22 protein-coding genes are annotated in these 22,989 nt (G+C 62.6%); 6 read left to right on the top strand and 16 right to left on the bottom strand.

All coding sequences use genetic code 11. The annotated features are described in order from the left end of the window. Positions 1 to 2 precede the first annotated feature (2 nt). The 5 genes from lpxK to ACGKZZ_RS09215 form a co-directional block, all read right to left on the bottom strand. A complete protein-coding gene (lpxK, locus tag ACGKZZ_RS09235) occupies positions 3 to 995 on the bottom strand; it encodes a tetraacyldisaccharide 4'-kinase (RefSeq protein WP_411223258.1) in 993 nt (330 codons plus the stop codon). Further along, positions 992 to 2,218, bottom strand: a complete 1,227-nt coding sequence (locus ACGKZZ_RS09230; RefSeq protein WP_411223257.1) for a 3-deoxy-D-manno-octulosonic acid transferase — start codon at positions 2,216 to 2,218, stop codon at positions 992 to 994. The genes lpxK and ACGKZZ_RS09230 overlap by 4 nt, the downstream gene beginning before the upstream one ends. A 5-nt stretch (positions 2,219 to 2,223) precedes the next feature. Next, positions 2,224 to 2,460, bottom strand: a complete 237-nt coding sequence (locus tag ACGKZZ_RS09225) for a DUF4170 domain-containing protein (RefSeq protein WP_411223256.1) — start codon at positions 2,458 to 2,460, stop codon at positions 2,224 to 2,226. A gap of 64 nt (positions 2,461 to 2,524) precedes the next feature. Next, on the bottom strand, positions 2,525 to 3,145 hold the full coding sequence (locus ACGKZZ_RS09220; protein WP_411223255.1) for an enoyl-CoA hydratase/isomerase family protein: 621 nt from the start codon (positions 3,143 to 3,145) through the stop codon (positions 2,525 to 2,527). Continuing rightward, positions 3,142 to 3,894, bottom strand: a complete 753-nt coding sequence (locus ACGKZZ_RS09215; RefSeq protein ID WP_411223254.1) for an SDR family oxidoreductase — start codon at positions 3,892 to 3,894, stop codon at positions 3,142 to 3,144. Before ACGKZZ_RS09215 ends, ACGKZZ_RS09220 begins: the two co-directional genes overlap by 4 nt. Before the next feature lie 138 nt (positions 3,895 to 4,032). On the opposite strand from ACGKZZ_RS09215, the gene ACGKZZ_RS09210 reads away from it, so the two are divergent. Continuing rightward, on the top strand, positions 4,033 to 5,559 hold the full coding sequence (locus ACGKZZ_RS09210) for a DUF2125 domain-containing protein (RefSeq protein WP_411223253.1): 1,527 nt from the start codon (positions 4,033 to 4,035) through the stop codon (positions 5,557 to 5,559). A gap of 10 nt (positions 5,560 to 5,569) precedes the next feature. Here ACGKZZ_RS09210 and ACGKZZ_RS09205 read toward each other — a convergent pair whose 3' ends face one another. After that, positions 5,570 to 6,787, bottom strand: a complete 1,218-nt coding sequence (locus ACGKZZ_RS09205) for a UbiH/UbiF/VisC/COQ6 family ubiquinone biosynthesis hydroxylase (protein ID WP_411223252.1) — start codon at positions 6,785 to 6,787, stop codon at positions 5,570 to 5,572. 88 nt (positions 6,788 to 6,875) lie between these two features. Between ACGKZZ_RS09205 and ACGKZZ_RS09200 the strand changes: the two genes are divergently transcribed. The 4 genes from ACGKZZ_RS09200 (at position 6,876) to ACGKZZ_RS09185 (ending at position 13,156) form a co-directional block, all read left to right on the top strand. Next, the gene (locus ACGKZZ_RS09200; protein WP_411223422.1) at positions 6,876 to 8,204 is read left to right on the top strand and encodes an amidase; all 1,329 of its coding nucleotides are present in this window, start codon (positions 6,876 to 6,878) and stop codon (positions 8,202 to 8,204) included. A 111-nt stretch (positions 8,205 to 8,315) separates the two neighbouring features. Then, positions 8,316 to 9,506: an aminotransferase class I/II-fold pyridoxal phosphate-dependent enzyme gene (locus ACGKZZ_RS09195; protein ID WP_411223421.1), complete on the top strand. Its 1,191-nt coding sequence runs from the start codon at positions 8,316 to 8,318 to the stop codon at positions 9,504 to 9,506. A gap of 11 nt (positions 9,507 to 9,517) precedes the next feature. Beyond that, the gene (locus ACGKZZ_RS09190) at positions 9,518 to 12,466 is read left to right on the top strand and encodes a DNA translocase FtsK 4TM domain-containing protein (RefSeq protein WP_411223250.1); all 2,949 of its coding nucleotides are present in this window, start codon (positions 9,518 to 9,520) and stop codon (positions 12,464 to 12,466) included. A 93-nt stretch (positions 12,467 to 12,559) separates the two neighbouring features. After that, positions 12,560 to 13,156 (top strand): LolA family protein, encoded by a 597-nt coding sequence (locus ACGKZZ_RS09185; protein ID WP_411223249.1) that lies wholly within the window; start codon positions 12,560 to 12,562, stop codon positions 13,154 to 13,156. A gap of 11 nt (positions 13,157 to 13,167) precedes the next feature. Here the strand turns inward: ACGKZZ_RS09185 and ACGKZZ_RS09180 are convergent, their stop codons facing one another. Both ACGKZZ_RS09180 and ACGKZZ_RS09175 read right to left on the bottom strand, forming a co-directional pair. Continuing rightward, on the bottom strand, positions 13,168 to 14,292 hold the full coding sequence (locus ACGKZZ_RS09180; protein ID WP_411223248.1) for an AI-2E family transporter: 1,125 nt from the start codon (positions 14,290 to 14,292) through the stop codon (positions 13,168 to 13,170). A 172-nt stretch (positions 14,293 to 14,464) separates the two neighbouring features. Continuing rightward, the gene (locus ACGKZZ_RS09175) at positions 14,465 to 15,055 is read right to left on the bottom strand and encodes a transglycosylase SLT domain-containing protein (RefSeq protein ID WP_411223247.1); all 591 of its coding nucleotides are present in this window, start codon (positions 15,053 to 15,055) and stop codon (positions 14,465 to 14,467) included. 229 nt (positions 15,056 to 15,284) lie between these two features. Between ACGKZZ_RS09175 and hspQ the strand changes: the two genes are divergently transcribed. Then, positions 15,285 to 15,611: a heat shock protein HspQ gene (gene hspQ / locus ACGKZZ_RS09170; protein WP_411223246.1), complete on the top strand. Its 327-nt coding sequence runs from the start codon at positions 15,285 to 15,287 to the stop codon at positions 15,609 to 15,611. Positions 15,612 to 15,667: 56 nt separating this feature from the next. Here the strand turns inward: hspQ and ACGKZZ_RS09165 are convergent, their stop codons facing one another. The 8 genes from ACGKZZ_RS09165 to ACGKZZ_RS09130 all read right to left on the bottom strand — a co-directional run bounded on the left by ACGKZZ_RS09165 (position 15,668) and on the right by ACGKZZ_RS09130 (position 22,974). Continuing rightward, positions 15,668 to 16,723, bottom strand: a complete 1,056-nt coding sequence (locus ACGKZZ_RS09165) for a threonine aldolase family protein (RefSeq protein WP_411223245.1) — start codon at positions 16,721 to 16,723, stop codon at positions 15,668 to 15,670. Beyond that, positions 16,723 to 17,196: a YcgN family cysteine cluster protein gene (locus ACGKZZ_RS09160; protein ID WP_411223244.1), complete on the bottom strand. Its 474-nt coding sequence runs from the start codon at positions 17,194 to 17,196 to the stop codon at positions 16,723 to 16,725. Before ACGKZZ_RS09160 ends, ACGKZZ_RS09165 begins: the two co-directional genes overlap by 1 nt. After that, a complete protein-coding gene (locus tag ACGKZZ_RS09155) occupies positions 17,193 to 18,125 on the bottom strand; it encodes a bifunctional riboflavin kinase/FAD synthetase (RefSeq protein WP_411223243.1) in 933 nt (310 codons plus the stop codon). Before ACGKZZ_RS09155 ends, ACGKZZ_RS09160 begins: the two co-directional genes overlap by 4 nt. Before the next feature lie 84 nt (positions 18,126 to 18,209). Then, the gene (locus ACGKZZ_RS09150) at positions 18,210 to 18,653 is read right to left on the bottom strand and encodes a MaoC family dehydratase (RefSeq protein ID WP_411223242.1); all 444 of its coding nucleotides are present in this window, start codon (positions 18,651 to 18,653) and stop codon (positions 18,210 to 18,212) included. Between the two features lie 104 nt (positions 18,654 to 18,757). Then, positions 18,758 to 19,630 (bottom strand): TIGR01459 family HAD-type hydrolase, encoded by an 873-nt coding sequence (locus ACGKZZ_RS09145; RefSeq protein ID WP_411223241.1) that lies wholly within the window; start codon positions 19,628 to 19,630, stop codon positions 18,758 to 18,760. 97 nt (positions 19,631 to 19,727) lie between these two features. Beyond that, positions 19,728 to 20,648 (bottom strand): manganese-dependent inorganic pyrophosphatase, encoded by a 921-nt coding sequence (locus tag ACGKZZ_RS09140; RefSeq protein ID WP_411223240.1) that lies wholly within the window; start codon positions 20,646 to 20,648, stop codon positions 19,728 to 19,730. 84 nt (positions 20,649 to 20,732) lie between these two features. Further along, the gene (locus tag ACGKZZ_RS09135; RefSeq protein ID WP_411223238.1) at positions 20,733 to 22,337 is read right to left on the bottom strand and encodes a capsule biosynthesis protein; all 1,605 of its coding nucleotides are present in this window, start codon (positions 22,335 to 22,337) and stop codon (positions 20,733 to 20,735) included. Further along, on the bottom strand, positions 22,315 to 22,974 hold the full coding sequence (locus tag ACGKZZ_RS09130; protein WP_411223237.1) for an ABC transporter ATP-binding protein: 660 nt from the start codon (positions 22,972 to 22,974) through the stop codon (positions 22,315 to 22,317). Before ACGKZZ_RS09130 ends, ACGKZZ_RS09135 begins: the two co-directional genes overlap by 23 nt. Positions 22,975 to 22,989: the final 15 nt, after the last annotated feature.

Below are 22,989 nucleotides of genomic sequence, written 5' to 3'. Positions count from 1 at the left end.
GATCAGACGAAAAGCCCCGCAAGCGCCTCTTTGAGCAGTGCATCGTTGGGGATTGTCAGGCGTACCGGGACGGTCAGCACCTTCATCCGATAACCCTGCGGCAGGCGCACCGCGTCCTTCTCTGTGGTCACAAGCTGCGCACCAGCGGCTTTGGCGTCTTTCTCAAGACGAGCAATCAGGGCCGGCGTCAGCGCTTGATGATCGTCAAGCGCCCTCGTCTCCACCAAATCCGCCCCAAGCTCTTTCAGGGTCAGAAAAAATTTCTCTGGATGTCCGATGCCGGCAAAGGCAAGGCAGCGCAACCCGTCCCAATCCATGCCAGTTTGCAGCGGCGCAAGATGCCCCTGAAGATGCGGCAGGGACACCACATCGCGCCACGTTTCTCTGAACCGCGCCTGGGCGACGTGATTGCCGATCGACAGCACCATGTCGGCCCGTGCCATTGCCGTGCGGACAGGTTCGCGCAAGGGTCCGGCCGGGATGCACAACCCGTTGCCGAAACCCCGTTCCGCGTCAACGACAATCAGCGACAGGTCTTTGGAAACACTCGGGTTTTGCAGTCCATCGTCCAGAAGAATCACCTCGGCCCCCGCCTCAACCGCCGCCCGCGCACCCTCGGCGCGGTCGCGGGCCACCCAAACGGGGCCGAACGCCGCCAGCAAGAGCGGCTCGTCGCCGACCTCGCTGGCGTCGTGACGATTGGGATCGACCTTGACCGGCCCGCGCAGCGTACCGCCGAACCCGCGCGAGACGACATGCGCGGTCTTGCCCACGTCAGACAACATCTGCCCCAGCGCTATGACCGTCGGCGTCTTGCCGGTGCCGCCTGCGTTGACATTGCCGACGCAGATCACAGGAACCGATGCCTTGAAAGGCTCGCCCCGTTTCAGCCGCCGCGCCGAGAGCGCTGCATAAATCGCGCCCAGCGGCGAGAGCAGACGCGCCCGCACTCCGGGCGCATCAGGCGGCATGTTCCAGAAACCCGGAGCTCTCATGCTTGCTCTTCTATGGCGTCCAGCCATTCGTTGACCTGATCCAGCACCAGATCCGCGGTTTCGGCCCCTGCCGACACCACGCTCCATCCCGCATGCGCCATCGCGGCGGCGCGATCCGGCGCGATCAGATGCGAGACCGCGGCGCTGAGGGAATCCATGTCCTTGACGATCCGCGCAGCCCCGGCCGCGACGAGCCGCGAATAGGCGTCCAGATGCTGCCCCACGTTCGGCCCATAGAGGATCGCGGACCCAAGCGCCGCCGCCATCATCGGAGACTGCCCGCCAGTCTTGCCAACCAAAGACCCGCCCAGAAAACTCAGCGGTGCGATGCGATACCAAAGGCCCAGTTCGGTGTCGTCTCCCGCCAGCAGCACTTGCGTGTTCTCGTCCGGCATCTCGCCATGATCCCACCGCGCGAGGCGCAGGCCGATCTCGTGGCAAAGCTCGGCCATGACGGGTTCGTCGTCGGCATCCTGTGGCACGATCACCAGCAACAACCGGTGCGCCAGACGACACGCGCGCCGGTGCGCGCGCAGGATGCTGTCGACCTCGCTGCTGAGCAGACCGGCGGCAAGCCACACTGGCCGCCCGGCCAGAGCAGCGGTCAGCTCCTCGTGCAGCCCGTCATGGCTGGCCAGCGGAAAAACCTCGGGCTCCAGAGGTGAGGCCACTTCGATTTTGCTCTCCAGAACGCCAAGCCGGCGCATCCGCTGCGCGGCCCGCTTGTCTTGGGCGAAGATGCAATGAAAGAGGCCAAGCGCGCCGGCCGATGCATCGGGTATCATCCGTTTGGAGGGCTGTCGCCACGGCGCGTCGGCGGCGTCGGCCAACAGCATATGAAGTCCGGTTCTCGACGCCTCGAAAATGAGTGCAGGCCGCAGGCCGTTGCCTGCCCAAACCAGAATATCGGGCCGCCAGTGGCTCAGGAAACGCTGGATGTCGGTCGGCGTTTCGGCGGGCGGCGGACCGACCGTCACACCGTCAAGCGTATAACTTTCGCCTTTCGCCGAATCCGAGGTGAGCACCAGCGACACATCATCGCGCTGCATCCGGAGACGGGTGACCAGGGTCATCAGCGTCTCGAGCCGGGTGCGGGTGTCGCTGTGAAGCCAGAGCACCGGGCCTGTGGGGCGCTTCGGCCATGTCTGTGACAGCGCATCCAGACGGTCGCGCCCGCGCGCCAGCGCCAGATAGGCGGTCAGGCTGAACGGCTTGCGCGGCACAGGGATCAGTCCTGCTCTGCGGGCTCGCTTGTGCTGGCATCCATCAATTGCTGCAAATCGCCCAGAAAATAGCGCATATGCGCGTTATCGACAGTGCGCTGCGCCTCGTTCTTCCACGCGTCATAGGCGGTTTTTCGATCTGGAAATATGCCGACGACGTGAATGTTCTCGGGATCCTTGAACACGTTTTCCTGAGGCGTTTCCAACTCTCCGCCAAAGACGATGTGCAGGTGCTGGGTCATCTTGAAGTCCTTTGTGTCCGGGGTGACGCCAACCTATGTTCTTGCGCGTTCGGGTCAAGCGCCATCAGGGCAGCGATTGCGCGATCAGGCCTTTGATGGTGTGCGCGTGTTCAGGCGTTGCGGCGCACACATCATGACTCAGCGCGCGGGCGCTGTCCAAAAGTGCGTCGGGCGCGACGATGCGGTCGATCAGTCCCCATGCCAGGGCTTCGTCGCTCGTGATCTTCTCTCCGGCCATCAGGATCATCTTGGCCCGCGATGGCCCGATCAGCGCCGCGAGTCGCGGCGGGTCGGACGGTTGCGGCAGGACGCCCAGCTTCATCACAGGATAGAAGACGCGCGTTCCCGGCACCGCGATCCGCAGGTCGCAGGCCAGCACCATGCCCAAGGCACCCCCGGCCACGGTGCCGTTCAACGCCGCGATTGTCAGTCCGGGGTGGCGCGCCAATGCGCCCGACAGACGCTCCCACAACGGGCTGGTGGCGAGGCCCGCTTTGGCGGCGTCAAGATCGGCACCCGCCGAAAACACGCCGCCCGCGCCGGTCACAACAACTGCCCGCGCTGCGCGGGCGTCTTCGACCCCTGCGCACAGCGCCTCCAGCATGTCGCCGGTCAGCGAATTCGCCTTGTCCGGCCGGTTGATCGTCAGAGTGCAAACCGGCCCGTCATTGGCAATGTCGATCATGTCAGTCCGACCCTGCGGCGCAGGTCGTCGTCGCGCAGCGAGAGTTCCTTGCCCAGATGGTCGTCCGCCTCGGATCCGCACATCCACAGCAGTGCCCTGGCGGGCCATTCGGGCGGGATATGATCTGACCAATCAAGCTTGCTGACGCGGTTGATGCCGCTTGCCTTGATTTCACGCTGCATCTGCGTCGCCACGGTGCCCGGCGAAAGCCCCATGGCGCGGATGCCCTTGTCGGCCATTTCGGTGTGCAGGCACCGGGTCAGCATCGCCGCCCCGGCCTTGGCCGCACAGTAATGCGCCCAGCCTTCGATGGGATTGTGCGCGGCGCCCGAGCTGACGGTCAGGATGGTGCCGCCGCCGTTGCGCTCCATCACCGGCAGCGCGGCGCGCATGCCGTGGAACACGCCTTTGAGGTTGGTATCGATGGCCTGCCCCCAGCTTTCCGGATCGGCCACTTCCATCCGTGAGATAGGCTCGATCACACCGGCGTTGTTGATCAGGATATCCAGTCCGCCGAACGCCTTGACGCAATTCGCCACGGCCTGCTCCATTTCCCAATAGCGGCTGATATCGCACGGGATGGCCACGGCCTTGGCTCCGATCGCGCCTGCCAGATCGGCGATCTTGTCGGCCGATCGCGCCAGCAATGCGACATTTGCACCGGCAGCGGCGAAAACCTGCGCAGCTTCGGCTCCAATTCCCCGGCTCGCACCGGTGATCAGCACAGTCTTTCCGGTCACATCGGTCATGTTCAGCCCTCCATTTCTCTGCGTCCAGTGCTAAAGCGGACAAGAGGCGGGGTCCAGCCACTTGACCCTGTCGGGCTGGCGTCGGAAGCTGCGCGCCAGATTTGACCAAATGCCAGACTTGACCAAAAGGAAGTCACAATGCGCCCCTTCGCTCGATTTACGACATGTTCCGCGCTCGCCCTCGGCGTCGCGGCTGGCCCGGCTGCCGCTGACCTCACTGCGCAGGAGGTGTGGGATGGGATGCAATCGGCGATGCAGAATTACGGCTACACCGTAGATGCGACACAGACGCCAAACTCCGGTGGGCTCGACGTGAGCGATGTGTCGATGCGGATCGACTTCCCCGAGAACGAAGGCACCGTGTCCTTTGTCATTCCCGAACTGGAGCTTGAGGAAAACAGCGACGGGTCGGTGTCGATGACTTTTCCCGCCGCCATGCCCATCACGATCGATGCGACACCCAAGGATGACGACGCGGTCAACATGGTGCTGGATTACGCCAATTCGGGGCTGGAATTGATCGTCTCGGGCGATCCGTCCAAGATGACATACACCTACGACGCCGAGCAGATGTCGATCACTCTGGCCGAGTTGACAATCAACGGCGACGTGATCGGCCGCGACAAGGCGCGCTTTGAATTCGTGATGGAAGGCCTGTCGGGCGTCACCACCATTGCCTCCGGCAGCACGACGGAAATCAGCCAGGACATGCGCGCCGACACCGCGCGCTATGATCTGGCGTTCAACGATCCCGAAAGCGACGATGTCGCCCTCGTGACCGGGTCGCTGGCGGCGCTTTACATCGAAAGCAGCACCGAATTGCCCGAAGGGTTCGATCCGTCCGACGCGCAAAGTCTTGCGGCAGGCGGGTTTTCCGGCGGCGGCAAGATGGGCTACGAAGACGGCAACATGCAATTCGCCGTCACCGATGACGAAGGCACCACAACCGGCACCACTCGTTCAGGCACGGTCGCGCTCGCGTTCGAGATGAACAGCGAGTTGATGCGCTATGACGTTGCCGCCACCGATCAGGAGGTCGGCCTGACCGGACCGGAGATGCCTGTGCCGGTTAATTTCAGCATGGCAGAAAGCGCCTTCAGCTTCACCGCACCCATCGCCGCCTCGGAAACGCCGCAAGACATGGCGTTCGGCCTGACGCTCGGGGGCTTTGAAATGGCGGATGTGTTGTGGAACATGGTTGATCCCAGCGCCACGCTGCCCCGCGATCCGGCGACCATTGCGCTTGACGTCACGGGGCAGGTCACGCCCTTCGTCAACCTGTTTGATCCTGCCGAGATGGAGAAAATCGAAGACACCGGCGCCGCTCCGGGTGAATTGAACACGCTGACGCTGAACAACCTCACGGTTGAGGTTGCAGGCGCCCGACTGGGTGGCACCGGATCCTTCACGTTCGACAATGACGACACCGAAACCTTTGACGGCTTTCCGCGACCGACCGGTGCGGTCAACCTCACCCTCGACGGAGCCAATGGGTTGATCGACAAGCTGATCGCGATGGGGGTGCTGACGCAGGAAGACGCGATGGGCGCGCGCATGATGATGAGCATGTTCGCGGTTCCCGGCGACTCGCCCGACAGCCTGAAGTCGTCGATCCAGATCAACGAGCAGGGACATGTGCTGGCGAACGGGATGCGTATCCAGTAATGCGCAGCGCCTAGCCGCGCATCAGGTCGGGCAACTCGCCGCTCAATCCCGCCGCCTCGCGTATAATGGCACGCCGCGCGGCGGGGATCGCGTTGATCGCCGCCATACCCAGATCACGACCCGCCCGCAGAATCGGATTGTCGTTTGAAAACAGACGGTTGAAGATGTCCGTCGCAGTCATGAGCGTCGCCGTGTCAAATTTGCGCCACTGCGCATATCGCGCCAGAACCTGCGGGCTGGCAAAGTCTTCGCCCCGCCGAGTGGCGTGCGTGATCACATGCGCCAGCGCCGCCACATCGCGCAAACCGGCATTCAACCCTTGCCCCGCAATCGGATGCATCCCGTGCGCCGCATCCCCGATCAGCGCCAGCCGGTCGTCAATGAACCGGTTCGCCAGAGTCAGGCCCAGCGGATAGGTGAACCGGTCTCCAGCCAGCGAGATATCGCCTAGGAAATCACCAAAGCGCGGGCGCAGGACGGTCAGGTAATCCTCTTCCGGCAAATCGTTGATCTCTTGCGCAATCGCGCTGCGCTCGGACCAGACGATCGAAGAGCGGTTGCCCGGCAGCGGCAAAATCGCCAAAGGCCCGGCAGGCATGAACAACTGGTGCGCCACGCCGCCATGCGGTTTCTCATGCGCAATCGCGCAGACCAGAGCGGTTTGCGGATAAGCCCATTCCGTGCGGCGTATACCGGCGCGCTGCGCGGTGCCGCTTTGCCGCCCGTCCGCGCCGACGATCATCCGCCCGTTCAGCACCTCGCCCGAAGCCAGCGTGACCGATGCGCCAGACACAGTCACATCCTGCGCCACCACCGTTTCGCCCGCGCGATGCGTGACCAGCGCGGCATCGTCCATCGCCGCCATCAAAGCACGCCGCAGGTAGCGATCCTCAAGCATATGCCCCATCGGGCCTTCTTCGATCTCGGCGCTTTGGAAATGCAGGCCAAGAAAAACCTCCGCGTCACCCGCGCGCCCGTCGCTCACCTTGATTTCATTCATCGGCTGCGCGTCGCCGCGCAACCCGTCCCAAAGGCCAAGCGCGGTCAGCATTCGCACCGAGGCAAGCGCCAGCGCATAGGCGCGCCCGTCGAAATTGTCGCTTTGCCGCGCGCCCGCCGGTTGGGCGTCGATCACGGTGCTGCTCAGCCCGGCTTGGGCGGCGGCCAGTGCCAGCGTCGGGCCGTTCAACCCGCCGCCGACGATCAGGATATCGGATGTTTTGCTCATGGAGCGAAATATGGAAGCACCGCCGGGATTGTCCATGCGCCCCTCTGCCGCTACCGTCGCGCCGCAGGCCGAACAGGAGACGCGCGCAATGAGTGACTGGCAGGACATGACCGCAGCCGATCTGGGTCGCGGAATCGCGGCAGGGGAGATTGACCCGGTCGAACTGACGCAACATTTCCTCGATGCGATCGACGCGCACGAAGCAAGCGAGCGCATCTATGCCCGCGTCACGCCCGAGCGCGCCCTGGCCGAAGCCACCGCCGCGAAAGAGCGTGCGCGCCTGAAGCTGCGCCGCTCGCCGCTCGATGGCGTGCCGATCAGCTGGAAAGACCTGTTCGACACCGCCGGAGTTGTCACCGAGGCCGGATCGAAACTGCTCGACGGGCGCACCCCCGATGCCGACGCCGAAGTGTTGGCCGCAGCCACGCATCAGGGGCTTGTCTGCCTTGGCAAGACCCACATGAGCGAACTTGCGTTTTCCGGGCTGGGCCTGAACCCGAAAACCGCCACGCCGCCCAACGTGCACGATCCCGACAACGCACCGGGCGGGTCGTCTTCGGGTGCCGCAACTTCGGTGGCGTTCGGTCTGGCAGCAGCGGGCATCGGCTCGGACACCGGCGGATCGGTGCGTGTGCCTGCGGCATGGAACGATCTGGTGGGGCTGAAAACCGCCTCCGGCGTCTTGAGCCTCAAAGGCACGGTGCCGCTTGCGCCGCGCTTTGATACGGTTGGGCCGCTCTGCAAATCGGTCGAGGATGCCGCGCTCTTGTTCGCGGCACTGGCGGGTGAAAATCCCGTTGATCTGACCGCAGCATCGCTCAAGGGCACGCGCCTGGCAGTGCTGACGACCGCCGCGTTCGACGACATCCGCGACACTCCCCGCAAAGCCTTCGACCGCGCCGTCGACGCCTTCCGCAATGCCGGGGCCGAGATTGTCGAACTGGCGATTCCCGAATTGAACGACGCTTTGGCCCTGTCGCCGATTCTCTACGGCTCGGAAGCCTATGGCACCTGGAAAGAGGTGATCGAGGCCAATCCCGACGCCATGTTCAAGGAAATCCTCGCGCGGTTCCGCTCTGGCGAGGCATTTTCCGCCGCCGATTACGTCGCCGCATGGCATCAGATCGACGCCGTCAGAACCACTTACCTGCAAGCAACCGCCGGTTTCGATGCCGTGCTGTGCCCGACATGCCCGATCACCCCACCGAATGTGGAAAGGCTGCTGACCGACAGCACCTATTACGTCACCGAGAACCTCCTGACGCTTCGCAATACGCGCATCGGCAACCTGATGGGTCTCAGCGTATTGTCCCTGCCAACCGGAATCGCCTCTTGCGGGGTGTCTTTGATGGGAAAACCGCGCGATGAGCGCCGTATTCTGCGTTTGGGCGCGGCCGCAGAGCGTGCACTGGCCTGAAAGCCACAACCAACTGAAACTCGCGCTCTTTTTCTGGACGCACGCGGCCTGCCTATGTAACTTGGGGTCCAAAGAGGGCGTTAATGATCCTCGACCTGAGGCAGTATGAATATGTTTCCCGAGCGGTTCTCGAACCTTCCGGCCTATGCGTTCCCGCGTCTGCGCGCCCTGTTGGACGTGCACGAACCCGGCGGTCCGGTCATCCACATGACCATCGGAGAGCCGAAACACGCATTTCCCGACTGGATCGCAGAGATCCTGACAAGCAACGTTGCCGGGTTCAACAGCTATCCGCCGAACGAGGGCACGCCAGAACTGCGCGCCGCGATTCGCGATTGGGTGAAACGCCGCTATGGCGTGAGCCTCGATGCCGACACGCAGATCATGGCACTGAACGGCACGCGCGAAGGGCTGTATAATGCCGGAATGGCGCTATGCCCGGAAACCAAGGGCGGCAAACGTCCCGTCGTTCTGATGCCGAACCCGTTTTATCAGGTCTACCTGATTTCCGCGATCTCGGCGGCGGCCGAACCCGTGTTCGTCAACGCGACCGAGGACACCGGCCATCTGCCCAATTTCGCCGCGCTGCCGAAGGATGTGCTGGAGCGAACCGCGCTGGCCTATGTCTGTTCGCCCGCCAATCCCCAAGGCGCTGTGGCGGATCGCGATTACTGGGAGACCTTGATCGCGCTGGCCGAAAAACACGATTTCAAAATCCTGGCCGACGAGTGCTATTCCGAGATTTACCGCGACTCGCCGCCCGTCGGCGCGTTGCAGGTCGCGCAGGAGATGGGCGCCGATCCCGAGCGCGTGGTGATCTTTCACTCGCTCTCAAAACGCTCCAACCTGCCGGGGTTGCGCTCGGGTTTCGTGGCCGGTGGCCCCAAGACGATCGAACGTCTGCAACAATTGCGCAACTACGCCGGTGCACCGCTGCCTTTGCCGCTGCAAAAAGTGGCCGAGGCGGTCTGGGCAGACGAGGCGCATGTCGACGAGAACCGCGCGCTCTATGCCGAGAAATTCGCGCTGGCGGACCGCATTCTGGGCAACGTTCCCGGCTACCGCTCTCCGCAGGCGGGGTTCTTCCTGTGGTTGCCGGTTGAAGACGGCGAGGCGGCGGCGGTCAAGCTATGGACAGAGACCGGCGTTCGGGTCCTGCCCGGCGCGTTCCTGTCACGCGACACCGATGCCGGTAATCCCGGACAGGGCTATATCCGGGTCGCTCTTGTCGCCCCGAAAGACGAAACCGAACGCGGCCTGACGCAGATCAGGGACTGCCTTTTCGGCAGGCAAGACCAATAAAGAGGCGAGCAATGGCATACCAGGCACGAGGGCGCGACCCTCTCTTCGACAGCAACATGCAGGCGGCAATCGAGAAGCGCGGCAAAGAGCTGGGCGGCTTTGTGCTGATCGCGCTCGGCGTGATGGCGGCGCTGATGATCTGGTCCTATTCGCCGCAAGACCCAAGCTGGCTGTCGGCCACCGATGCGCCGGTTCAGAACTGGCTCGGCCGCCCCGGCGCGTCTGTCGCGGCACCGCTGTTCATGATCGTCGGTTGGGCAAGCTGGGGTCTGGCGCTGGTGCTCTTGGTCTGGGGCGCGCGGTTCGCGCTGCACAAGGGCGAAGAACGCGCCATCACCTGCCTGATCTTCGCGCCGATCTGGGTGGCGTTGGCGGCGGTCTATGCCGCCGGTGTGCCGGAAAGCACTGCCTGGACCCACAGCTTTGGTCTCGGTGGTCTGTTCGGTGACATGATGATGGGCTCGATCCTGACGGTCCTGCCGCTTGGTACCACCTTTGCGCTCAAGGCGATGATGCTCCTGATGGGCGGTGTCGTTCTGGTGCTGGGTGCCTTTGTGCTTGGCTTTACCAAGGTTGAACTGGCCCGCATCGCGCGTTTCCTGCTGATTGGCGTCATCATGGTCTACGCCACGCTGTTGTCAGCCTTGGGCAAGGGCACCAAGGGGGCTGTGGGCGCGGCCCGTCAACTGCAATCGCGCAACGCCGAGCGCCGTGCCCTGCGCGCGCAGGAAGAGGCCGAGGCCGCCGAATGGGCCGCAGCCCAGCAGGCGCTGCCCCCTGAACCGCGCGTCATGCGCGCCGCACCGCCGCCACCCGAAACGTGGCATTCCGAAGACGATTTTGCCGAAGAGCCGCAACCCGCGCCGCAGAGATCGGGCCTTTTCGCCAAGATGCCCTCGCTCATGCGCCGCGCCGACCCCGAGCCTGAACTGGTCGAAACCTACGGTCCGCACGACATGCCGGAAACCTTTCCCGGCGATGATCGGGTGCGTGCCAAGATCGCCGACGCGATCAAGTCCCGCGTTCGTCAGAACCCGTCGGTGATCTCTGCCGCCGTTGCACCCTTGACCAAGGGGCGGGGCAGGGGGCCGGAGCCGCTGATCTTCAAACCCTCGACCGGGTTGCCGCCAGAGCCACCTGTCACCGCCCGCGCCGCCGCGCCAATGCGCGCAGAGCCGCCAGTGGCCGCACACCCCCAGCGCGCCGCCTATCAGGCCCAGCCCGAAGTCGAGGATCTCTCGGAAGATAACATCTTCGAGGATTTGGACCGCTGGAACGACGACAGCGATGACACCGGGTTGGACGCGGCACCCATCCCACCCGCTCCGGTCGCGCAACCCGAGGCGCGCAAGGTTGTGCAACAGCCCCAGCGCAAGCCGATCCAGCCGTCCAAGCGCGCGCAGGAAGAAGCCCAGCCGCGTCTGAAATTCGACGACAAGGCCGCCGATTACGAACTGCCGCCGCTTGGTCTTCTGATGGACCCAAGCGGCATCGAACGCCATCACCTGAGCGACGAGGCACTGGAAGAAAACGCGCGTATGCTTGAAGCAGTGCTGGACGATTACGGCGTCAAGGGCGAGATCGTCTCGGTGCGCCCCGGTCCCGTGGTGACGATGTACGAACTCGAACCCGCGCCGGGCTTGAAAGCCTCCCGCGTGATCGGTCTGGCCGACGACATCGCGCGCTCCATGTCGGCGCTATCTGCCCGAGTGTCCACCGTGCCGGGGCGTTCTGTCATCGGCATCGAACTGCCCAATGAGAACCGCGAGATGGTCAGCTTCCGCGAGATCCTCTCGACCCGCGACTATGGCGACGGCACCCAGAAATTGCCGCTGGCGCTCGGCAAGGACATCGGCGGCGACCCGGTTGTCGCCAACCTCGCCAAGATGCCTCACCTCCTGATCGCGGGCACCACCGGGTCGGGCAAATCCGTCGCGATCAACACCATGATCCTGTCGCTGCTCTACAAGCTGACGCCAGCCGATCTGCGCCTCGTGATGATCGACCCCAAGATGCTGGAACTGTCGGTCTATGATGGCATCCCGCACCTACTGTCGCCGGTTGTGACCGATCCCAAAAAGGCGGTTGTCGCCCTGAAATGGGTCGTCGGCGAAATGGAAGACCGCTACCGCAAGATGTCCAAGATGGGCGTGCGCAACATCGACGGCTACAATGGCCGCGTTGCTGACGCGCTGTCCAAGAACGAGATGTTTGAGCGCACCGTCCAGACCGGCTTTGACGACGACACCGGAGAGCCGATCTTCGAGACCGAGGAAATCCAGCCCGTCAAGATGCCCTATATCGTGGTCATCGTGGACGAGATGGCCGACCTGATGATGGTCGCGGGCAAGGAAATCGAAGCCTGTATCCAGCGCCTCGCGCAGATGGCGCGGGCGAGCGGCATTCACCTGATCATGGCCACGCAGCGCCCGTCGGTCGATGTCATCACCGGCACGATCAAGGCGAACTTCCCGACGCGCATCAGCTTTCAGGTCACCTCCAAGATCGACAGCCGCACCATCCTTGGCGAGATGGGCGCCGAGCAACTGCTCGGGCAGGGCGACATGCTCTACATGGCCGGCGGTGCCAAGATCACCCGCTGCCACGGGCCGTTTGTGTCGGATGAGGAAGTCGAGGAGATCGTCACCCATCTCAAGGCCTACGGCCCGCCCGAATATGTCGGCGGTGTCGTGCAGGGACCGGATGACGAGAAGGCCGACAATATCGACGCGGTTCTGGGCCTCAACACAGGTGGCAACACCGACGGCGAAGATGCGCTTTACGATCAGGCCGTGGGCATCGTGATCCGCGACCGCAAATGCTCCACCTCCTACATCCAGCGCAAGCTGGCGATCGGCTACAACAAGGCCGCGCGTCTGGTGGAGCAGATGGAGGATCAGGGCGTCGTCAGTTCCGCCAACCATGTCGGCAAGCGCGAAATTCTGGTGCCGGAGCAGTAAACCCTGCGCGATCTACGGGCGCTGCTATCGCATATCAGCGCCCGTTTGACCATATAGGGTCCAACGACTTCGAGCAGACAGGAGCCCGCTCTCATGCGTATTCGATTCCTTGCCCTCATTGCCGCGCTGACACTGGTGTCGGTGCTGCCCGCGCAGGCACAGCAGATCTCTTTGAACGCCTTGTCCAACTACCTCAACCAGTTGACGAGCGCCGAAGGCAGCTTCACCCAGATCAACGCCGATGGCAGCATCTCCACCGGCACCATCTACCTGCGCCGCCCCGGCAAGGTGCGGTTCGAATACAACCCGCCGGAACAGGCACTGGTCATGGCCAACAACAACGCGGTTGTGGTGTTTGACAACAAGCTCGGCGGAGAGCCGGAAACCTACCCGCTCAATCGTACGCCATTGGGCTTGATCCTGGCCCGCAATGTCGATCTGGGCCGCGCCAACATGGTCACGCAGCACGGCTATGACGGCACCGCAACGACGGTGACGGCGCAAGACCCTCAGCATCCCGAATATGGCAGTATCCAGCTCAAGTTCACCGGCAATCCGGTCGAGCTGCGCCAGTGGATCATCACCGATGATGGCGGATCCCAGACCACAGTCATCCTCGGCGCGCTCGAGCGCAAGCAACTCGCCGACCGGCTGTTCAACATCGAGATGGAGCGGCGCGCGAACCGCTGAGTCAGGCGCGGTCAAAGGCGGGTGTCTTCGTCCAGTTCGTCATAAGACCGGGCGTTGCTCAACAACAGCGCAACCGGGCGGAGCCGTTCCACACGCGAGAACGCGATCACCACCGCGATCAACACCGGTGTCGACAAAAGCGCACCCAATATGCCCCAAATCCAGCCAGCGATGAGCAATGAGGCAAAGATCACCACCGGTGAAATCGACACCTGACGGCTTTGCACGCGCGGATCAACATAATTTCCGATCACCTGTTCGATCACCGTCAGGCCAGCCGCAACCACCAGCGCTGTGCCCAGATCCTTGGTCAGAAACGCATAGATCGTCGGCAAGATGCCGGCGATGATCGACCCAAGGTTCGGCACGAAATTCAGCAAGAACGTTAACGCGCCCCAGACAAAGATCAAGCCGACGCCGAACGGCCACATCCACAACATGTAAAGAACCGCCGTCACCGCGCCGAGGGCGGCGCGCACGCCGACGAATCGCACAAGGTCGCGGCCGATCACCGCGATGGCATCCTGCACCCGGCTTTCGCTATGCTCGCCAAAGACGCTGCGCAAACGCGCGCGCCAGCGCGGTGCGTCGATCAGCATCAAAAGCGCCAAAAAGACAGTGACGACCAATCCGCCAAGAGCGGCTGCCGCGTATTCCAGACCGGTCAGCGCAACGCCCGAGGCAAGTTCCGCCGCCCGGCTTGCGATCTGCCCGACGGCCTGATTGGCGTTGTTGAACAGCCTGTCGAGCGCGCGCATCCCGTCTTCGGCAGAGGAGGCTGCCGTTCCGTTGCCCACGCCGGGGATCATCTCTCTCGCCTCGGAAAACTCTGCGGCGATCCGCTGCGCGGCGAAGAACAGCCCGCCCGCGAACGCGAGGAGCAGCACCAGCATCAACAGGAACGTGGCGATGTGGCCGATCCAGCGATGGCCCGTCATGTCGCTGATCCAGCGATGAAAGGGCGCCATGACGATCGCCACAAACAGCGCCGTCAAAATAAGCGCGCTGACGGACGCCGTGGCGTGCAGCGCCCAGCCAACGAGGATCACGACAATGGTGACTTGAAGCCCGAGCAGGACGCGCGGAGACAATGGCCGGGGCGACGTTGCGTCGGGTGTGGATTGGCGATTGTCCATGACGGGGCTCCGGGTTTGCTGCTTCACTCGGCAAACCGCTGTCGTGAACAGATGTTCCCGCGTGGCTCGAACCCGGACCCCTGCGCGGCGCAGAGCCCGGTTAACAAATCGTTAAAGGGTCAGCCACCTTGTCCCATTGTTTCGCGCGCGAAACATTTGGTCCGATCCGGACCTATCGCAAGCGGCGGCATCCGGCGAGTTGCACCTGATAGACCGCAGAGCGCGCCGCCACCTCGTCGGCGACCCGCAACAGCCACGCCTTGTTGTTGTAGGTTCCGCGCGAAAATCCGGTGCGCCCCTCGTGATAGGCAAGGTACTGGTTGCGCGCGTCATGTGGCGAAATTCCCAACCGGCGGGTGGATTCGGCCATGTACCACGCCATGAAATCCGACGCATCGCGGATGTCGTTGCGTTTCGCGCGGAACCGTCTCTGGTTCTCTACATATTCGTCCCAGGTTCCGTTCAATGCCTGGCTGTAGCCATAGGCCGAACTTTGCCGCCCCATCGGGATCACCCCAAGCGCATAGCGAAAGGGCGTCCGGGCGTCGGACTTGAACTTGCTTTCCTGATACATCGACGCCATCTGCACGTGCACAGGCACGCCCCATTTGCGTTCCGCTGCCTGAAAGGCGCGGTTGTAGCCGGGGCGCTGTTGCAGGATCGAACACGCGTTATCAAGGTTACGGGGCGCCGATGTGCCGCCACCGCCCCCGCAAGAGGCGGCGAGTAAAACGATCACCAAAGCGCGAAAGAGTCTGCTCATCTGCCTCTCGCTTATTTTATGTGAGGGCTGTTTTTCGCCCTTCTGATTGCCCCCAGTCTAACGCAAAGACACATCAGAGGAAATCACATTTCACATTAATGGCGCAGCTTCGCCACATTCCGGGTCTGATGGCCTTGGGCCGTGACACAGACTGTTTCCGCAAAAACACCGAACCTAAAATGGACAATGAGACAAAATTCAGGCAGGTATGTGGCAACGGATAGGACTCATGATCAGACAACGCGCAAAATACAATATCGGCCAGGTGGTGCGACATCGCAAACACCCCTTTAGGGGGGTGGTCTTCGATGTGGACCCCGAATTCAACAATACCGATGAATGGTACGAGGCTATCCCCGAAGACAGCCGCCCCAAGAAGCACCAGCCGTTTTACCATCTATTGGCTGAAAACGACCAAAGCTTTTATGTGGCCTATGTGTCTGAACAAAACCTGATCGCCGACTATTCCGGCGAACCTGTCGAACATCCCGATGTGCCCGACCTGTTCGGCGCGTTCGAGGATGGCAGCTATGAACTGCACTTCCAGTACAACTAACGTCTCTCTTGGTTTGCCACGTAAGCGTAACGAGTAAGGGCTCCCCGTCGGGAGCCCTATTTTTTTGCGGTGTTCAGCAACGAAACAAACCGGTCGATCTCGGCCGGTGGGAGCGACCAGTCGCAGACCAGACGGCCGGTCAGGTGCTCTTCCGGTGCGCCGTGATCCAACGACCCGCCCGAGACGTGGTATGTGGCTCCGTTCCCCTGTAGATGCCGGTGCATCGCGCGCGGGGCTTTGAAAAAGATCATGTTGGCGGTCACGTCGTTCAGGATTTCGACATCCGCCACAGCCTTCATGCCAGCGTGAAGATAGGCCGCGTTGGTGTTGGCCTGTGTGGCCAGATCAACCCAGAGATCGTCGCGCAGATAGCCTGCCATCTGCGCTGACAGATACCGGTGCTTGGAAAACAGATGCCCGCCCCGCTTGCGGCGCAACTCGAATTCCCATGCCAGTTCGGGGTTAAAGAAAACAACCGCCTCAACCCCCATCAGCCCGTTCTTGGTGCCGCCGAACACGGCGACATCAACGCCGGATTTCCACGTCATGTCCGCAGCCGAACAGCCCAGAGACACCATCGCGTTGGCAAACCGTGCACCATCAAGATGAACCGGCAGGCCGTAACCCTTGGCGGTGTCGCACAGGGCGCGCAACTGATCGAGCGTGTAGACATTGCCCATCTCGGTTACTTGGGTGATCGACACCGCGCCGCGTTGTGGGCCGTGGACGCCGCGGTTGCCTTGGCTTTCTATGGCAGTTTTGAGCGTTTCCGGCGTCATCCGGTCGCTCTCGCCCACCAGCGTCAGCTTTGCGCCGCCGGTGTAAAACTCCGGCGCGTTGCACTCGTCTTCCTGAATATGCGCGCAGGGGGTGCAGAAGATTGTGTCGAACGGATTGACCATCGTCGCCAGCGCCAGTGAGTTGGCTGCCGTTCCGGTGGCGACCAGATGAACCGCCGCGTCCGGAGTCTCGAACAGATCGCGAATGCGCTGGCGCACCTCGTCCATCAACGGCTCTGCGCCATAGCCGAACGTGTATCCCGAATTGGCCTCGGTCAGTGCGTCAAGAACGGGCTGCGGAACCGGACCGCTGTTGTCGGAGGCAAAAAACATCAGGTCGGCTCCTCTATGATATGGTCTTCCCAATCGTCTTCGTCGATTTCGAATTCCGGCACCGTCGCGTTTCGCATCGAAACACCAGCGGCGTGCACCGACTCGGGTGTGCCGGAAATCAGCGGGTGCCAGTCGAAGAGCGGCTTGCCCTGCCACAGCAGACGATAGGCGCAGGTTTGCGGCATCCAGTAGGCGTGATCGTCAATGTTGGACGGTTTGAGCACGATGCATTCGGGCACGAACTGATGACGGATCTCGTATTGCGCACACCGGCAGGTGCTGTCGTCAAACAACCGGCACGCCACATTGGTCAACTCGACCCGGCCCGTTTCGTCATCTTCCAGCTTGTTGAGACAGCATTTGCCACAGCCGTCACAAAGGGCTTCCCATTCGGCGGGCGTCATCTCGGACAGCTTCTTGCGCTCCCAGAAGCGCGGCGCCAGGCCGTCTCGGTCGATGGGATCCTCGCTCATCGCGCCGACAGGATGGCCCGCGCGCGGGCGCAATCCTTGTCCATCTGGTCGACCAACGCCTCGACACTGTCAAACTTGAGCTCGGGGCGCAGGAATTCGATCAGGGCGACGGACACTGTCGCGCCGTAAAGATCGCCGCTGAAGTCGAAGATGAAGGTTTCGAGATTCGCGCGATTTTCACCGAACATCGGACGCACGCCGATCGACGCCGCGCCGCGATAGGATCCCGCGAACGGGCCATCGAGCACATCGAACAACACCGCATAGACGCCGAATTTCGGCGGGTGTAGCCCATCAATCGACATATTCGCCGTCGGATAGCCAAGCTCGCGCCCGCGCTGTTCGCCGCTGATGACCTGACCTTCGATGCGGTGCCAGTGGCCCAGCATCTCTGCGGCGAGTTCCGGCTTTCCGTCGCTCAATGCGGTGCGGATCGCGGTGGAGGACACGCTGCCGGAGGGCGCTTCCACCAGTTCGGCAATCGTCACACCGAAGCCGAATTCGGCACCGAACCGGATCAGGTCGTCGGCGGTCCCGGCGCGGCCCTTGCCAAAGCAGAAATCCTGGCCGACGACGACATGGGCCAGACCCAGACCGTCTGCGATGACGTTTCTGGCAAAGCCCTGCGGCGACAATTCGGCCAGTTGGGTGTTGAATTTCAACTCGTAGAGCACATCGACGCCCAGCTTTTGAAGTCGGGTGGCGCGCGCCTTGGCGTTCATCAGGCGAAAGGGCGGGGCGTCGGGGGCGAAGTACTCGCGCGGATGCGGCTCGAAGGTGAGCACACCGAGCGGTGCGTCGGGGCGGGCGTTGCGCGCCAGCGAGATCACCGATTGATGGCCGAAATGCACGCCGTCAAAGTTGCCGATGGCAACAGTGGCTCCTTTGTCGTTCGCCGAAACGAACTGGTAATCCCGCACGATTTTCATGGCGCAGGACTAGCCGTGGTGTCGGGGCAGTGCAATCCCCGGCCGGACGTGCGTGTCAGATTCGATGTCTCGCGGCGAAACGCGTCAGTCGAACTTGCGCGACGGGGCGAGAACCTTGGCCTCGCCGATCAGGACCTTCTTGCCATCGACGGAGCAGTGACACTCCAGCGACACGCGGCGTTTGGCAACGTCGATGTCGATCACCTTGACCTCGGCATAGACCATGTCGCCGGGGCGCACGGGAGCGAGAAATTTGAGCGATTGGCCGAGATAGACCGCCCCGTGGCCGGGGAGCTGTTCGCCGATGACAGCAGAGATCAGGCCAGCGGTCAGCATCCCGTGGGCGATCCGGCCCTCGAAGATGGTGTCCTGCGCGTAGTCATCGTCAAGATGCACCGGGTTCCGGTCGGTCGAGATTTCGGCGAACATCTCGATATCCCTGTCGGTCACCTCTTTGCGAAGGTGGCGGGACATGCCCATTTCGATGTCTTCGATGCAGATCGTTCCGCGCGGCAAGTTATCCAACATTCTACACTCCACTTCGGGACGGCTAGGTAATAAAGAGACATGAAACGCGCCCAAGTTCGCAACTTTATTACTTTGCAGGTGCAGAAAATCAAGGAAAATCTAGGTCAGCGAAGCTGTCCTATTGCGAAGGTCGGTGCGGAATTCTCCTTTGCGAGATAGGCATTTAGCGCGTCGGGGTCGGGATGCTGCGACGTTTTGGTCTCGGCCGCGGCCAGCCCGCCGGAAATGAAAAGCGAATCGAGATCTTCGCCCATTGCGCCCGCGATATCGGTGTGCACCCCGTCACCGATGGCAAGGACGCGAGACGGGTCGACATCGACCCCCATCGCCGCCAGACGCCGCCGCGCCAGATCGTAGATGGGCGGGTGCGGTTTGCCGAAATAGAGGCTCTCGCCCCCCATTTCGGTGTAAAGCGCGGCCAACGCACCGGCGCACCACTCGCGCTTGCCGCCACGATCGACAAAAATGTCGGGATTGGCGCAAAGCAGTTTGAGCCCCTTTTGCTTGGCGTAGAGAAACTGCGGCCGGTTCACCGCCGGATCGGCATGGGGGTCGAAGGGGCCGCAACAGACGATGCCCTCTGCCTCGTCCAGTTCCACGCGCTGGATGTCGACGGGATCGTCGATCAGGTCCATCGGCTCGAAGAACGCAAGATCGCCTTCCTGCCCCATGAACCAGACCTTTTCACCCACAGCGCCGCGGAACATGGCGGCGCGGGCGCTGTCGCCGCTGGTGGCGATCACGTCATAGGCGTCTTCGGGCACGCCGAATTGCGCAAGCTGGCTGGCAACGCCGCGCCGGGGGCGTGGGGAATTGGTGAGCAACACCACGGTTCCGCCACCTTGGCGAAAGCCTTTCAGAGCGGCGACAGCCTCGGCATGGGCGCGGACGCCATCGTGCACGCAGCCCCAGAGATCGACCAGAAGAACGTCGTAGCGGTCGGCGATTTCGGAGATGGAGGTGATGATCTGGGTCATGGTCGGGCCTCTGGTTCTGATCCGTTGGGAACAGGTCACATGAAAAAGGGAGCGCCGTCCAGCGCCCCCTTTGGTTGGGTTGGTGATCGTTGGTGGATCAGAGCTTCAGTTGCGGAATGATCTGTTTCTTGCGGCTGACCACACCCGGCAGGAGAACCGTGTCGCCGGTGACTTGAACGCCAAAGCTCTTCTCGGCGACGATTTTCACAAAATCGTTCGGCACCAGCAGGGTGGAGCCTTCGTCGAGGATATCGACAACGAACAGCAACACCTGATCCACACCGTCTTCGCGAGCCACATCGGGCATCGCCGCCAGCAGGCTTTGCTTGCGGTCAAGAACGGTTTTCGGCGACGTGGTTTCAAGGACCGACACGCGGAAGGTGGTGTCGCCCAGTTCGAATTCCTTGCTGTCCATGCGCAGCAATTCGGCCTCGGTAAAGGCGGAGACGTCGGATTTGGCGGCGAACATCTCGGCGGCGAGATCGGGGATCGACACGCCCAGATCCTCGGCCAGCGCATGAGCGATGGCGCGGTCTTCCTGGGTGGCGGTGGGGGAGCGGAATTCCAGCGTGTCCGACAGGATGCAGGACAGGATCGCGCCCTTGATGCCCTCGGGCGCCTGCGCCATGTCATCGCCGATTAGTTTGTACATGATGGTGGCGGTGCAGGCGACCGGCTCGATGCAGATGCTGAGCGGGCTTTTGGTTTCCAGACCGCCGACAAGGCGGTGGTGGTCAATGATGGCGCGGATGTCGGCGCTGTTGATGGACGCGGGCAATTCTGCGGGGTTGTTGGTGTCGACGATGACGACCGGCTGGTCGGCCGCCACATCCGAGATGAACTCGGGCTTGTCGAGCGACCAGCGCTTGAGCACAAACGCGGCTTCGGTGTTGGGTTCGCCCAAGAGCGCCGGTTTGGCGTCTTCGCCTTTGATCTGGTTGAGATACCACGCCCAGATGATCGGGCTGCCGGTGCTGTCTGTGTCGGGGGAGGTGTGTCCGAAAACGAGGGTGGTCATGCTGTCTGTGTTCCTGCCATATGCGACGTCGCGCGCCTTATAGGGCGCGCGATCCGGCTTGTCACCCGTCGCGATTTCAACCGATCAGTTCGACACCTGTTCGCGCAGGATCGACGCGGTCAGCGACACCAGAAGGTAGATGCCCGAGAAGATCAGGAAGGTCAGCAACGTGTTCTCGAACGCGCGCGGATAGCTGGGGTCTTGCGACGGCAGCGGGTAGACCGATGTGGTGAGGTAGCGCGCCTGGCTGTCGGCGTCGCGGCTGGCCTGATCGAGCCGTTCCAATGCAGCGGCCAGCATCATGTCGCGGGTGGCCAGATCGGCCTCGGCCAGCTGGATTTGAACGGCGGTTTCGGCGAGCGAGCCTGCCCCTTCGCTTTGCGCAGTGAGCTCGGCGCTGATCTCGGCCTTGAGATCCTCAAGCCGTCCAATGTCGGCCTGAACGCCTTCGACGCGGCTTTGGTTGGGGCGGGCGTTGTCCATCAGAGCCTGAAGTTGCAGGTTCTTGTCCTGAAGCTGTGTCTCGACGGATTCGATCCGGGTCTGCAAGGCCGCGATACGGGCGCGGGGGTCTAGCACGGTGCTGGTCTGTTGCAGGCGCACCAGCCGCTCCTGTGCGACGCGCCGGGCCTGTTCGGCGTCGTCAAGGCCGGTCTGGGCATCCTTGACGGCGTTCACACGCTTGCGCGCCGAAAGGTTGTCCACACGCTCCTCGGCATAGCCGATCAGGGCTTCGGAAAATTCGGTTGCCACCATCGGATCGGCGGCTGCAACCTCCATGCGGATCACACCTTCGGTCGGGTCATAGCCGATCTGAACGTATTTCTTGTAAAGCTTGAACATGTCCTCGGTCGTGGCATCGGCCTCGAGGCGGCGGAGCGGATCGAGCCAGTCCTGCGAGAAATGCGCCTTGAAGCCCTCGTCGCGATCAAGCCGCAACATGGCGTCCTTGGACGTGAGATAGCTTTGCACGGCAATCGCGTCCTGGTTGGTGGCGAATTGGGTGCCGGAAAACAGCCCGCCCATCGCGCCGCCGCCGGATTCGGCCTTGAGGATCAGGAACTCGGATTTCGATGCATACATCGGCGTGGCAACGGTAAAGAAATACCATCCGGCGATCAGGGTCGGCAGCAGCACGAAAGACGCAAGGCGCACGAACAGCATCCGCAGACGCCGGTTTCGACGCCGCGCCATGTCCTGCTGGATCGCCATGATCTCCTGGGCGCGGCGTTCGGCCGGGCTGCGATTGTCGGTGGCGGGTAGGTTGGCGGGCGATTTCCTGACGGTTTGCGGCAGTTGCGGCTGTTTGGCCTGTGGCGGCATCTGAGGTTGGGGCTGCGCCTTGGCGGTGTCCGGTGCGGGCATCATCAGATCAAGCGCGTTTTCGCGCTCGAACGGGTCGATCCCCTTGAGACGCAGCAGGTAGACCGCTTCGAAATCGGAATTCGGGGTCAGCCCGTGTTTCTGTGCGTTGCGCCGTGCCATGCGCAATTGACGGCCCGTCAGGCCTTCTTCTCGAATGGCGGCCAAGGCCCGCTCGACTCCCCCATCCGCGGGACGCGCCACTCGCCGTTGCGCGGCGGGGGCCGGGCGCGGTGCCTGGTGACCGGCCGGGGCCATCTGCGCCGCGCCGGAGGGCTGTTCGCTGCGCCGGATGCGGAACCGTTTAGCCTTGGGTTTCGTAGTCATACAACTGTTTCGCTTCTTCCAAGGTGTCGAACATATGCAGCTGCCCGTCCATCAGGACAGCCGCCTTGTTGGCGAATCGGGCCAGCGTTTCAGGCTGGTGGGACACGATGATCATCGTGGTGGTGCGCAGCCGTTCGGCCAGGATATCGCCGGCCTTCTGGTTGAAATTGACATCCGTGTAGGTCGGCATGCCTTCATCGACGAGGTAGATGTCAAAATCGAGCGCCAGCATCAGCGCAAAGGTGAACCGCGCGCGCATGCCCGAGGAATAGGTGCCGAGGGGCTGGTCGAAATATTCGCCTAGATCGCAAAGCCAGCGGCAATAGGCTTCGACGTAGTCGGGATCGAGCCCGTAGAGCCGCGCGATGAAGCGCGAGTTCTCCATCGCAGTGTGCTTGGTCACCACTCCGCCCATGAAGCCGAGGGGAAACGACACGCGGCTGGTCTTGCGGATCTCGCCCTCGTCGGGCTTTTCCAGACCAGCCATCATCTTGATCAGCGTCGTTTTGCCGGTGCCGTTGGGCGCAAGGATGCCCAGCGACTGGCCGAGTTCCACGCGGAACGACGCCCGGTCGAGGATCACCTTGCGGTGCGACCCGGTCCAGAACGATTTGCTGACATTGTCGAATTCCAGCATCGAAACCCCAATTCA

The sequence above is a fragment of the Marivita sp. S2033 genome, from assembly GCF_046592965.1.
GTDB lineage: Bacteria > Pseudomonadota > Alphaproteobacteria > Rhodobacterales > Rhodobacteraceae > Marivita.
Note: the sequence above shows the minus strand (reverse complement) of the source record. Positions and strands in the feature narration are given on the sequence as shown.